At 33.7% G+C, this 13,330-nt stretch carries 9 protein-coding genes; 5 read left to right on the top strand and 4 right to left on the bottom strand.

Going from position 1 to position 13,330, the window contains the following annotated elements; translation table 11 throughout:
- Window position 1: 1 nt before the first annotated feature.
- Both LUU93_RS08155 and LUU93_RS08150 read left to right on the top strand, forming a co-directional pair.
- On the top strand, window positions 2-2,914 hold the full coding sequence (locus LUU93_RS08155) for an NHLP bacteriocin export ABC transporter permease/ATPase subunit (protein ID WP_232680161.1): 2,913 nt from the start codon (window positions 2-4) through the stop codon (window positions 2,912-2,914).
- 5 nt (window positions 2,915-2,919) lie between these two features.
- Entirely contained in the window at window positions 2,920-4,062 is a 1,143-nt protein-coding gene (locus LUU93_RS08150; protein ID WP_232680159.1) for a DUF7005 family protein, read from the top strand.
- A 142-nt stretch (window positions 4,063-4,204) separates the two neighbouring features.
- On the opposite strand, the gene LUU93_RS08145 is transcribed toward LUU93_RS08150, so the two are convergent.
- From LUU93_RS08145 to LUU93_RS08135, 3 genes are all read right to left on the bottom strand, one after another.
- Complete coding sequence (locus LUU93_RS08145; protein WP_232680157.1) at window positions 4,205-6,580, bottom strand: arylsulfatase; 2,376 nt, start codon at window positions 6,578-6,580, stop codon at window positions 4,205-4,207.
- A 383-nt stretch (window positions 6,581-6,963) separates the two neighbouring features.
- The gene (locus LUU93_RS08140; protein ID WP_232680156.1) at window positions 6,964-7,653 is read right to left on the bottom strand and encodes an SIMPL domain-containing protein; all 690 of its coding nucleotides are present in this window, start codon (window positions 7,651-7,653) and stop codon (window positions 6,964-6,966) included.
- Window positions 7,654-7,705: 52 nt separating this feature from the next.
- Entirely contained in the window at window positions 7,706-8,344 is a 639-nt protein-coding gene (locus tag LUU93_RS08135; RefSeq protein ID WP_232680154.1) for a rhomboid family intramembrane serine protease, read from the bottom strand.
- 112 nt (window positions 8,345-8,456) lie between these two features.
- Between LUU93_RS08135 and LUU93_RS08130 the strand changes: the two genes are divergently transcribed.
- Both LUU93_RS08130 and LUU93_RS08125 read left to right on the top strand, forming a co-directional pair.
- Complete coding sequence (locus tag LUU93_RS08130; protein ID WP_232680151.1) at window positions 8,457-9,332, top strand: lysophospholipid acyltransferase family protein; 876 nt, start codon at window positions 8,457-8,459, stop codon at window positions 9,330-9,332.
- A gap of 208 nt (window positions 9,333-9,540) precedes the next feature.
- Entirely contained in the window at window positions 9,541-11,019 is a 1,479-nt protein-coding gene (locus LUU93_RS08125) for a glycosyl hydrolase (protein ID WP_232680149.1), read from the top strand.
- Between the two features lie 68 nt (window positions 11,020-11,087).
- Here LUU93_RS08125 and glmM read toward each other — a convergent pair whose 3' ends face one another.
- The gene (gene glmM, locus LUU93_RS08120; RefSeq protein WP_232680147.1) at window positions 11,088-12,476 is read right to left on the bottom strand and encodes a phosphoglucosamine mutase; all 1,389 of its coding nucleotides are present in this window, start codon (window positions 12,474-12,476) and stop codon (window positions 11,088-11,090) included.
- Window positions 12,477-12,728: 252 nt separating this feature from the next.
- Here glmM and LUU93_RS08115 point away from each other — a divergent pair, with 252 nt between their 5' ends.
- Window positions 12,729-13,313, top strand: coding sequence for an acyl carrier protein phosphodiesterase (locus LUU93_RS08115; RefSeq protein ID WP_232680145.1), 585 nt, complete (start codon window positions 12,729-12,731; stop codon window positions 13,311-13,313).
- The last annotated feature ends 17 nt before the right edge of the window (window positions 13,314-13,330 follow it).

The raw sequence follows: 13,330 nt of genomic DNA, 5'->3' as shown, positions 1-13,330 counted from the left end.
CATGTCAGTGAAAGAGAAAATACATATAGGCGTTGAAAATCCATTGATTCTTAATAGTACAGACAGTTTCTGGATGGTTATTTCGGGTGAAGTAAATGTGTTTCATACTAAAATTGATGAAGACGGAGAGTATTTATGCCCTTTAAAATTTCTGTATGCTGCAAAACAAGGCGAATTACTATTTAGCTTATTACCTCGGGATTGTACCCTAAATATTAGATTAATCGTTTATTCGAATGAAGCTAAATTACTGGCAATTCAAAAAAGTGATCTTTTGAATATTGATCCTTTCTTTTTGAAAAATCTGATCAATAAATGGATATCAAAAACATCCTCCGAATTAAATTTTCAAAACACACCAAGAGTTTATACCGCCCTTGATGACTTTAACACAATAAATTTAAAAGAAAATACGGTTGCATATCCTTCACACGGCATAAACTGGGTAAGCTTAAACTGCGGAAGTCTTTCTGCCTTTTCATCTGATATTGTTGTAAATTTTGATGATACTTCTAATTTTCCAATTCCTGTATCGAATAAATTATGGATAAAATCCTTATCAGATCAAACAGAAATTAAAATACTAAGTACCAGAGAAGTTATAGAGGAAGAAGTGAATCTTTTGATTTCTTTAGAAAAAATACAATCTTATTTTTATGCACAGCTTTGTAAAACAATAGAAAACAATAGTGTTTTTGAAAATGAGCATTTTAATGCTAAACTGGTCAGTGAAGAAGATGAGTTAAAAAACACGCTCGAAAAAATAAAATCTATAGTAACAGGCAATAAAAAAAGTGTACCGCATGTAGCCCCTTCAAAGCTAAATAAACAAAACATACTCTATTCTACATGTCAGGTTATAGCAGATCACAGCCAATTTAAATTTGAAGAACCCAAACATATTGATGCAAACGAAACCAGCGCAAAAAACCTGCTGTATGCCATTGCAAAAAGTTCTAAAATAAGAGTCCGCAAAATCATTTTAAGAGATGCCTGGTGGAAAGAAGAAAACGGACATTTGCTGGCCTTTACCAAACAAAAAAACGAACCCGTTGCGCTTATACAAAAAACGTCCAGTTCTTATCTAATAAAAAATTTATCCGATGGCTCTGAGTCAATTGTCAACAACGAAATAGCTGACTCTTTAGAACCAATTGGTTATATGTTTTTTTCTGGGTTCGATGTCAAAATGGATTCCATGAAAAAGGTATTAAATTTTGCTATGAATGGCGTTAAAAAAGATGCCAAATTATTAATTCTGGCTTCATTTGCAGGAAGCCTGATTGGGCTGTTAGTCCCTGTTTTATCAGGAGTTATTTTTGATGATGTTATTCCGGCGGCAGACAGATCCATACATTTAGAAATATTTAGTATCATGATTGTGATCGCTTTTGTAACTGCAGGACTTCAGCTTGTACAGGGCGTATTGCAAATGAGAGTAGAATCAAAATCCAGTATTAATCTCCAGGCAGGTGTAATGGATTATATATTGCGACTACCGGTAACTTTTTATAAAAAATATACCGCAGGAGATCTTACTAACAGGGTTTTGAGTATCAATTCGATCCGGCAAATACTTTCAAGTACCTTAATGACGGCAGTATTAAGCGGAGCATTCTCTTTTGTAAATCTGATACTTCTTTTTTATTATGACTCCAGTTTAGCCTGGATTGGTGTAGGTTTAGCTGTAATTGCTATTGTTTTTATGATAACTATTGGCTGTTTAAAATTAAAATACGATCGGGAAGTTTCGAAATATCAGGGAGAAATTCAGGGTTTTCTTTTTGAATTTTTATCCGGTATCAGCAAAATAAGAATAACAGGCGGAGAACGAAGAGTTTTTACCCTGTGGGCAGAAAAATTTTCAAAACTAAAACAATTAGGATTCAGTTCTGGCAGTTATCAGAATTTTGTTGAAATTTTCAATAGCTCCTATCCCCTTTTTACCAGTATTTTCTTTTTCTCTTTCATCTACTACAGTGTAGTCAACCCAGGTGCTGCAGGAGCAAACATAATTTCTGTAGGTTCATTTATGGCATTTATTACAGCTTTTAATAAATTTTTAGGTGATAGTTTAAGGTTAAGTATGGCATTTATAACTTCCTTAAATGTTATTCCGCTGTACGAAAGGGTAAAACCAATTTTAGAAGAAGAAGCAGAATCTATGGATCAGAGTATTGATCCGGGCGAATTGGCCGGAGATATCGAAATGAATTCCGTTTCGTTTAGATACAACGAAAATCAGCCTCTGATTTTAAAAAATATTACCTTCAAGATTAAGCCGGGCGAAATGGTTGCTTTTGTTGGTCCTTCAGGTTCCGGAAAATCAACTATTATGAGACTGCTTTTAGGATTCGAACATGCTGAAATGGGTTCTATTTTTTATGATGGAAATACTTTTGACACCATGAACAAAGAGCTTGTAAGAAGACAAATAGGCGTTGTACTGCAAAATGGAGCATTGATGGCCGGCAGCATTTACCAGAATATTGTCGGGAATTCTGAATTGACCTTAGATGATGCATGGGATGCGGCGCGTATGGCAGGAATGGAAGAAGATATCAAGAATATGCCAATGGAAATGCACACCCTTGTCAGCGAAGGTGCAGGAACATTTTCTGGCGGACAAAGACAACGACTTATGATTGCAAGGGCCATTGTACATAAACCAAGATTACTGTTTATGGATGAAGCCACAAGTGCGCTCGATAACAGAACCCAAAATATTGTAGCCGAAAGTTTAGACAAACTTCAGGCTACACGTATTGTGATCGCACATAGATTAAGCACCATAAAAAACGCAGATCGTATTTATGTTCTGGATCAAGGAGAAATCAAAGAATGTGGCACTTATGAAGAGTTAATGCAGCAAGATGGCATATTTACACAACTGGCTAAACGCCAAATTTCGTAATGATCATGAATAATTCATTTCTCCCCGAACCAATTGATCAAGCTGCATCAATTGATTTATCAGACAAACTTAAAGCTTATCTTTTTAATAAGTTTCCTTTAAATGATGACTGCACAGCTTCTAGTTTTACCGAAGGCACAGAAATTCAATTCTGGGAAGATTTTTTAATGAATTTTTCAAATGGAAAAGACATTTTTAATGCGCTAAAAGAATGTTATCCGTCATTAAATTTTCTAATTGATAAAGAAATTGATAAAGCCGAATTGTATAACAACATGCTTTTAAAAGGAACAACAAACGATATAAAATTAACTTCTTACATAAAATTAGAAGACACAAAAAATATCAGTTTAGAACTTCATGAAAGTATTGCAGGCAAAATCCCGGTTTTAACCATTCCTAATAATGAAGATTTTGTAAAAATACTACAGTCCATAATACATAAAAACAATCCCTTGCCTATTCCTGCATCAATGGGAGCTGTGTTATTAAATGGTCTTAATAACTCGAAACGGTTTAATATCATTAAAAAAAACTGGCTGCAGAACAATCCTTTTGGAGACTGGAATACCGAGTTTTCAAACAATATTATGCTTAAAAAATCTTTGTATAAAGATAAATTGATCATTTTAAGTACAAAACCTTACAGCAATGTAACTGCAAGTCAATTGGGACTGGAAGAAGATTTATGGATTTCATACTCCATTTCTATTCGAAAAGAACATGAATTTACGCATTTATATACGCTCAAAAAATACGGACAGGCAACTAATAACCTGCATGATGAGCTGATAGCAGACTATATTGGAATTGTTAAAACAATATGGAATTATAATAAAGTCTGGATGCTGACCTTTATGGGATTAGAAAATTATCCTCATTACAGAGAAGGTGCCCGACTAGAAAATTATGTAAAAGAAAATAAATTATCACCGGATGATTTTAAACAATTGATTACCATAATAAAAAATGCTATTGAAAACATTGCCGTTTTTGATAAAAGTGCAGGCAAAGTAAAATCGATTAAAGATCAAACATGCAGAATAGATGCACTTTGTGAAATAAGTCTGATCGATTTAGCGTCTGCAAATGGTGCCACATTATTGATTAATATTTATTATGAAAATTTTCATCGGACATTATTTTAATCTTTGTAAAATTATTAAAAAATTGAAGTAAAAAAAGCCCATTTTATTGATATTAAGTTTTAAAAAAATACGGTTCATCATATTTTTTGTAGCTAAATATAAAATTATCTATTCTTATTAAACTCAAGTAATCAAGTACTTGTCATTTTAAATCTATAGCAACTTTTTCAATTGTTCCATTAAATTTAAAAGGCGGCTTATAATCAAAAGTTACTGGCTGACCGCTGTCTTCGCCAATACCAAAAGTATCTGCACCAAAACGCGCAAAAACTGTTGCGTCCATTTTTGCTTTTCCAGCCTCCTGCCCATTAACCTTCAAGATCAGCTCTGCTCCTTTACCCATACCACCCCCTGCATAATTAAAATCTAATACTATGGTTTCTGGTTCTTTACCCAATACTTTTTGAGATTTTATAATAGTATGTTTCCCATAATAGTTGTAATCAAAAACTGGAATTCCATCTTTTACATACAGCGTAATTCCTGCAGAAACTCCGCCAGCCGCTATAATAACCCCATTTGTTTTCTGAACATTTCCTGTTATAGCTGCGGTAATTGTCCAACTGCGGTTTTTAATAGCCGGCGAGGCTGTCTCCGGTAAACGGACAGCGCCAGGATAGTATACAAAATGTGTAGTTTTAGGATCAAGTCCAGGAGGTGATGGCTTAGGAATTAAAGCTCGGGCTACACCACGATCATCAAGTGGATAAATATGATATTTAACTGCTGCCTGATCAAATTTTTTCTTCATTTCAGTAAGTTTGTCCGGCATTTTAGCAGCAAGGTCATTTGCCTCAGAAAAGTCAGTATTCAAATTATAAAGTTCCCATTTATCATTATCCCAATTTCCAGGTGCAACATCCTGTCTCCACGGTAAAGTATGTTGTGCATTGGCTTTCCACCCATCTTCATAAATCGAGCGGTTGCTTAGAATTTCAAAATATTGTTCGGTTCTTCCTTTGTATGCGTTATCTGTAAAAGTTGGTAAAAATGATTTTCCTTCCAGCGGAATTTGTTTTATTCCGTTTACATATTCAGGCATAGTAACATGAGCTGCTTCATAAACTGTTGGGGCAACATCTATTAAATGCAAAAAGGTATCTCTTGGTTTATCATCGTGTTTGATACGTGCTGGCCAGCTTATCACCATCGGGTTTCTGGAACCACCTAAATGAGACGCAACCTGTTTAACCCATTGAAAAGGTGTATTTCCTGCCCATGCCCATCCTACTGGATAGTGAGGTTCCGTTTCCGGGCCGCCAAGTTTATCAAGATCTTTAATTATATCATCTAAACTGGCATTCATACCAGATAAACTTTTTATTTCGTCAAGAGTTCCGTCCGGACCGCCTTCAGAAGAAGCACCATTATCTCCCACTATATAAATCACTAAAGTATTCTCTGCATCAGGAAGCTCTTTTATTGCCTCCAAAAGTCGGCCAACCTCATGATCTGTAAAAGCAAAGTAGCCAGCGTAATTTTCAAAAAGTGCATTATAAACTTTTTTCTGCTTATCATTTAAAGTTTCCCATGCCGGTACCCAATCAGGTTTTGGTGTCAGCTTTGTATCTGGTGGAATAATCCCCATTCTTTTTTGATTCTCAAAAACCTCTTCTCTATATTTTTCCCATCCCATATCAAATTTACCTTTAAACTGATCACGCCATTCTTTGGTAACATGATGCGGTGCGTGCATCCCACCAGGCGCGAAATACATAAAAAAAGGTTTGTTTGGAGATACCGATTTAGAATATTTCATTTTAGAAATTGCGCGATCTGTCATATCCGTTAGCAGATGATATCCTTCTTCCGGTGATTTAGCAGGTTCTATAGGCAATGTATTTTCAAAAATTACGGGATAATATTGATGTGCTTCACCAGCATTAAAGCCATAGAAATAGTCAAATCCTAAACCTGTTGGCCAGCGGTCAAAAGGTCCGGCCACGCTGGTTTCCCAATCTGGAGTATTGTGATTTTTTCCATACCACCAAGTCGAATAACCATTATCTTTTAAAACTTCTCCCATCGTTGCTGCGGCCTTTGGAATCATGGTAGAATAATTAGGAAATCCTGTAGCCCATTCCATCAAAAATCCATTTCCGGCATCGTGATGATTTCTTCCTGTAAGAAGTGCAGCTCTGGATGGACCGCATATTGCAGTAGTATGAAACCTATTGTATTTTAAACCTTCTGATGCTAGTTTATCCAAGTTGGGGGTTGGTATTAATCCTCCAAAAGTAGAAGTTTGTCCAAATCCGACATCATCAAGTAAAACGATAACTACATTTGGTGCTCCGGTAGCTGCTTTTGGGATTTCAGGCCAGACAGCAGTAGATTCTTTATATGTTTTTCCAATTTTTCCTTTAAATACCGGATCAGAATAAGGTAATTTATTCTGGGCCTCTTTTGTATCTTTTTCTTGTGCAGAGATAGGACTTAAACTAACAGTCATTAAAATAATAACTGAAAAAAATATGGGCGCTTTGAGAACTATTGTCTCTAAAAAATTCATTTTCATAAATTGTTTTTTTGAGTTTTTTATTCACACAAATTACAATTATTGCAAAGACAATTCTTTTAAACTATGTTTCAAATTATAAAATGCAACCAAATTTTATCAAATATTACCATTTTCAGGAGTATTTCATTATCTATAGTTGTTAACGGGAACTGCACTTTTTTACCACAAAAGTTAATATTCCTTGTCTGAACATTTTTTTACAACAAATGTTTTGGCAATATCTTCCTCTTCACTAGCTCTTTTTATAGGTTATGCACTTCCAATATATTTTTACTTTATTAAAGTTCGAAAGATTTATTAATCTTCATTAATAAAAAAAATCCAAACCCCAATCTAAAAATTGGAATTTGGAATTTAATATTATTTGGAATTTAAATTATTTAGTCAAGAATAAAACTTACACTAACATTTGCAGTAATTTCGATTTCTCCAATTGCTAATGTTTCGTTTGAAGCTCCTGCACTATCAGCTTCCATTGATTTCATAGCTGCATACATTGGCTGTGGATGATAAATTTGTGAATTATCTGAAATAACATAAGCTTTCCCTACTTTTTGACCTAAAACTGAAACGTAATCTTCTGCCTTTGCCTTAGCATCTTTCATCGCTAATTTTCTGGCTTCTGACTGTAATGATGTTAATTTAGAAGATTCAAAAGAAACTCTGTCTATACGATTAATTCCCTGCTGTACCAAACCTTCCATCAATTCATCATATTTAGATAAATCTTTTAAAACGATCTCTACAGTTTGTCTCGCATTGTAGCTTGTTTTCTTTTTCTCGTAATCGTATTGCGGATTAAGTGCAACTTGTTTTGTTTTGAAATCTGCTGCAGGAAGATTCATTTTTTTTATGAATTTTAAAACAGCATCCATTTTTTCGTCATTTTGCTTTTTGACATCTTTAGCATTATTCCCTTTTGTTTCAACCGTAGCTGAAATACAAACCTGATCAGGTGCTACTTTTACTTTTCCTTCTCCATTTACATTAATTTGAGGAATTTGTTTGGTTTCTTGGCTGTAAGACATAGTCATAAACATGATTGTTAAAAATAATACTAATTTTCTCATTTCTGTTATATTTTAAGTTATTGATAAAGGCCTGTCAAAAGTTATGCCAGCATTACAATTTCCCCAATTTAGCCATTCCAAAAAGAATCAAAATTGGAATTAATAATAAAACAACCATGAAAGTTTCATTATAGATTAATGAAGGCTCTTTTATCAAAGTAATTAAGTATCCGCCAATTGCACCTCCAAAATGCGCTGTGTGGCCAATATTGTCATTTTTAGCTTTCATTCCATAAATAGAATACAATAAATATAAAATTCCGAAAAGGTAAGCAGGAATCGGAATTATACCAAAAATTCCAAGCATCATATCAGGGTGAAGCAAAATCGCAGAATACAAAACCCCGGTTACAGCTCCAGATGCTCCAACAGCACGATAACTGTAATCGTTTTTATGAAACAGCATTGTCAATAAACTTCCAAAGATCAAACTTCCAAAATATACTAAAGCAAAGGAAACTTTTCCAAGCCCGTTAGTAACAACCGGAGCAAAAAACCAAAGTGTCAGCATATTAAACGCCAAGTGCATAAAATCGGCGTGTAAAAAACCAGACGAAAGCATTCTGATTTGTTCTCCCGCTCGAATGCTTCCTACATGAAATTCGTATTTTCTAAAAAAATAAAGATCGTTAAAACCTTTATAGCTAATCAGTACATTGGCCGCTATAATCCCAATTAAAATGATATTCATAAATAATATTTAATGTGAATGGTAAAGATAATCAATATCAAACATAAGTTGATGAGAATCCAAAATATCGAGCTTATTCATTTTTACATTATATTTGCAGAAAAATTTTTAGATGCAATTTATTGTTTATATAATAGCCTTCCCTTTACTTTGGCTTATCTCTATACTCCCATTTCGTTTATTTTATTTGTTTTCAGATCTTGTCTGCTTTCTTGTTTATAGAATTATTGGATATCGTAAAAAAATAGTACGCGAAAATCTGGCACTTACTTTTCCTCATTTAAGTAATGCTGAAAGAAAAAAAATTGAGAAAAAATTCTACCACCATATGTGTGATATGTTTTTAGAGATGATAAAAACAATGAGTATTACACCTGAAGAAATGGAAAAAAGATTTCATGTAACTAATATTGAATTAGTACATGAATATGCAAAACAAGGTAAAAGTGTAATTCTTGTCGCTTCACATTATGCAAGTTATGAATGGCTTTTAACAATAAACCCTAAAATTGGTTTTCAGGGAATTGCAGTTTATAAAAAAATTGCCAATCCTTATTTTGACAAATTGATTCGAAAAATTCGTTCAAAATACAATACCGAATTAGTCGAAACAAGAAAAGCAATCCCAACAATGGCCCAAAATCAGCGTGATGGAAAACTAAGCATGTATGGACTTGCCAGTGATCAATCGCCTAAATTGGACAGGATTTTTCATTCGATGAAATTTATGGGCATAGAAGTTCCCGTGCATACAGGAGCCGAAATGCTTGCAAAAAAATATGATTTAAGCGTAATCATGGTAAAAGTAAAAAAAGTTTCAAGAGGTTATTATGAAGCTGCTTTTTTATCTATTGCTGATAATCCTAATGATTATAAAAATTTTGACATTACAGAAAAATACCTGAAAGAGGTAGAAAAACAAATTCTTGAAGCTCCAGAATTTTATCTATGGACACACAAAAGGTGGAAACACCGCGTGAATAAATAATTTACAAAAGAAAATCCAAAAAGTAATTACTGCTTTTTGGATTTTCTTTTTTACTGAAATCTACAGTTTTCATCATAAGGTTTTTAAAGGCTTTAAAATACATTTTGATGGGTTTTTGTAATATTTTTTTTTGACTTAAAAACTACCCAAACCATATAAATTTGGAGTTAACTAAATCTAATAAAAAAACCTCATCAAAATTTTAACCATGATTAAAAAGTTACTTTTTATATTTTCGTTAATAACAATTACAACATTTGCACAAAGTCCAAAACGCGGAATTGCTTATGGAAATAATTCAACAGCCGATTTATTAGCGCTTAAACCCGGGATTTCCTGGTGGTACAATTGGGGATCACTTCCTGAAAATGACATTAATGCTAATTATCAAACTCTTGGTGTAGAATATGTTCCAATGGTATGGGGCAAAATAAGTGATGCCGAAGTACAAGCATTTATAGATCGTATTAAACCTGGAGCAAAATATCTTTTAGCTTTTAATGAACCAAATTTTAATGACGGTGCACGTTTAACTCCGCAGGAAGCTGTAAATGCATGGGTAAATGTAGAGAAAATCGCCGCTGCAAAAAATCTCGAAATTGTCAGCGCCTCTCCCGCTTATAACGGCCCTGATAATTATGGCGGATACAGTGATCCCGTAGCCTGGCACAATCAGTTTTTTCTTTTATGCCCAAATTGTAAAGTCGATTATATTGCTTTTCATACTTATGATAATTCTGCAGGTTCAGTTATTGGTGTTACCGGAAACCTTAAAAATTTCAATCGTCCGGTTTGGGTAACAGAATTTGCAAACCGGGTTATTCAGTCTGAAACAGATAAAATTTCGTTTATGAAACAAATCGTAAACAGCTTTGAAAATGATCCGGATATTTACAGATATTCATGGTTTACCGGCCGTGTTCCTTCAAATTGGACAGATATGCTCGAAGGACAATTACTAAGCCTCACAAGCGGCATTTTAAAACCAATTGGAACTACTTACATAAATGAGAGTTTCACAGCAAAAAAAATGAATGTTCCAGGTAGAATAACTGCCAACAAACATTATAGAAGAAAAGGAACCGGATTACAAAATACTACAGATTCTGGAACCGGACAAAATGTATGTTTTATAGACAGCGGCGACTGGAACGAATTTATGCTAAATGTCGCCAATGCCGGAAGTTATAATCTAACTTTTAGAGTTGCTTCGCCAGCTATTCCCGGAAAATTTGACATTCTGGTAAATGATATTGTAGTAAAAACAGATGAAACGTTTCCTGTAACTGGCGGATATCAAACTTATGCAGACAAAGTTGTAAACGGAGTTACATTACCAAAAGGTGAAGTTTATTTGAAAATTAAATTCAAATCAAACGATATGAATTTTAATTATATTGATGCAGCCTCAGGAAATTTGGGTGTAAATGATCCGAAAACTGATAGTGATTCTTTTACCGTTTATCCAAATCCAATTAAAGTTGAGTCTACACTTCATATAAAATCATTTACAACAGAACCTATATCTCTAAAAATAGTGGATATGAAAGGAAGTGTGTGTTTCTCTTCTAATGATTACTCTACAAATGAAGATATTAAGATTGGTGATAAATTAGCCGCTGGGGTTTATATTGTAAATATTTCGTATGGTTCGGTTACCAAATCAATGAAAATTATAAAGAACTAATTTTTAACTATACAAAAAACGCCTTCCATAAATTTGAAAGGCGCTTTTTTTATTTGTCATTGCAAAAGTTATATTCCTGCAATTACTTTTATTTCATCAATAATTCGAAGTGCTAAAGTATCAGCTTCTTTTTGAGAAGGTGCTTCAGTATAAATTCGAATAATTGGTTCTGTATTAGATTTTCTTAAATGAACCCATTCATTAGCAAAATCAATTTTAACGCCGTCAATTGTCGAAATATCTTCGTTTTTGTATTTCTCTGTCATAGTAGTTAAAATCGCATCAACATCAATTTGAGGTGTTAATTCAATTTTATTTTTGCTCATATAATATTCCGGATAAGAAGCTCTCAATGCCGAAACTGCTATTTTTTTATTCGCTAAATGCGTTAAAAACAAAGCAACTCCCACCAAACTGTCACGTCCGTAATGCAATTCAGGATAAATAATTCCACCGTTACCTTCGCCGCCAATAACTGCATTGTTCTTTTTCATTAATTCCACAACATTTACCTCTCCTACTGCACTTGCTTCGTATTTTCCGTTATGTCCGTTTGTTACGTCACGCAATGCACGGGACGAAGACATATTCGAAACCGTATTTCCCGGAGTTTTACTTAAAACATAATCTGCACAGGCAACTAATGTATATTCTTCACCAAACATTTCGCCGTCTTCACTAATAAAAGCCAAACGATCAACATCCGGATCAACAACAATTCCTAAATGCGCTTTTTCTTTTACAACTAATTCAGAAATATCCGTCAAATGCTCTTTTAAAGGTTCTGGATTATGCGGAAAATGTCCGTTTGGTTCACAGTATAATTTTACCACTTCAACGCCCATTTGTTCTAACAAGTTCGGAATTATAATTCCTCCCGAAGAATTCACACCGTCAACAACAACTTTAAACTTTGCGTCCTTTACAGCCTGAACATCAACTAAAGGTAAATTCAATACTTCATCAATATGAATATCCATATAAGCATCATTAAGCGTAATTTCTCCAAGATTATCAACATCAGAGAAATCAAAAGCTTCAGCTTCGGCAATTTCAAGAATTTTAGCGCCGTCATCACCACTTAAAAATTCTCCTTTTTCATTTAATAATTTTAAAGCATTCCATTGTTTTGGATTATGAGATGCCGTTAAAATAATTCCTCCATCTGCTTTTTCAAGAGGAACCGCAACTTCAACCGTAGGCGTTGTCGAAAGCCCAAGATCTATTACATTAATTCCTAAACCTATTAAAGTATTTACAACAAGATTATGAATCATTGGCCCTGAAATTCTCGCATCTCGGCCTATTACAACTGTTAGTTTTTCTTTTGAAGTATTGTTTTTTAGAAAAGTTCCGTATGCCGATGCAAATTTTACAGCGTCAACAGGAGTCAGGTTATCTCCCACTTTTCCACCGATTGTTCCTCGTATTCCTGAAATCGATTTTATTAAAGTCATCTTTGTGAGTTCTGTTATTTTATTACAAATATAAAAAAGTTGCTAAGGTTCTGAGGTGCTAAGAGGCTAAGATTTTAAAAAAAGTTACTATGGCTCGAAGTTGCTAAGATTCTAAGATTATTAAAAAATAATTAATAACGAAAGTCTAAAGCAGAATAATATAACAAAACGATCTGAAAAAGTTTTCATACTTTTACTAAAACAACTTAGTTTCTTAGCAACTTAGAACCTTAGTAACCTAGATAAAAAAAAATGAATTTCTTAGCCCATATATATCTTTCCGGTGATAATGACTTAATTAAAATTGGCAATTTTATGGCTGACGGCATTCGCGGAAAACAGTTTGAACATTTTCCGCAAGATGTTCAAAAAGGAATTCTTTTGCACCGATTTATTGACACTTATACTGACTCTCATGATGTTTTTAGACAAAGTACAAGGCGTCTACATGATAAATACCACCATTATTCGGGAGTAATTATAGATATAGTTTACGATCATTTTTTAGCCAAAAACTGGGCAAATTATTCCGATGAAAAATTAGAAGATTTCATTAATCGTTTTTACAATTCACTGCATGAAAATTATGCTGTTTTAACCGAAAAAACTCAAGGCTTAATGCCTTACATGATTGAAAGAAACTGGCTTTTAAGTTACAGAACTGTCGAAGGAATCCATCAAATTTTAACTCAGATGGACAGAAGGTCGAGAAATGTTTCAAAAATGCAGTTTGCCAGTGAAGAATTAAAAGAATTTTATACAGAATTTGAACAGGAATTTACTCTCTTTTTTGAGGATGTTCAACAACAAGCCAAACAAAAGTTACTTTCCTTATAAATCTAACCATTTTATAA

This window comes from Flavobacterium soyae, from assembly GCF_021245985.1.
Classification (GTDB): domain Bacteria; phylum Bacteroidota; class Bacteroidia; order Flavobacteriales; family Flavobacteriaceae; genus Flavobacterium; species Flavobacterium soyae.
The sequence above is the reverse complement of the archived record's forward strand: the minus strand, read 5'-3'. Positions and strand labels throughout refer to the sequence as shown.

Bases quoted from the DNA above. Each gene is read 5' to 3' on its own strand.
- LUU93_RS08135 (WP_232680154.1), bottom strand. From the start codon at position 8,344: ATGAATATCATTTTAATTGGGATTATAGCGGCCAATGTACTGATTAGC.
- LUU93_RS08145 (WP_232680157.1), bottom strand. From the start codon at position 6,580: ATGAAAATGAATTTTTTAGAGACAATAGTTCTCAAAGCGCCCATATTT.
- LUU93_RS08115 (WP_232680145.1), top strand. From the start codon at position 12,729: ATGAATTTCTTAGCCCATATATATCTTTCCGGTGATAATGACTTAATT.
- LUU93_RS08140 (WP_232680156.1), bottom strand. From the start codon at position 7,653: ATGAGAAAATTAGTATTATTTTTAACAATCATGTTTATGACTATGTCT.
- LUU93_RS08150 (WP_232680159.1), top strand. From the start codon at position 2,920: ATGAATAATTCATTTCTCCCCGAACCAATTGATCAAGCTGCATCAATT.
- LUU93_RS08125 (WP_232680149.1), top strand. From the start codon at position 9,541: ATGATTAAAAAGTTACTTTTTATATTTTCGTTAATAACAATTACAACA.
- LUU93_RS08155 (WP_232680161.1), top strand. From the start codon at position 2: ATGTCAGTGAAAGAGAAAATACATATAGGCGTTGAAAATCCATTGATT.
- LUU93_RS08130 (WP_232680151.1), top strand. From the start codon at position 8,457: ATGCAATTTATTGTTTATATAATAGCCTTCCCTTTACTTTGGCTTATC.
- glmM (WP_232680147.1), bottom strand. From the start codon at position 12,476: ATGACTTTAATAAAATCGATTTCAGGAATACGAGGAACAATCGGTGGA.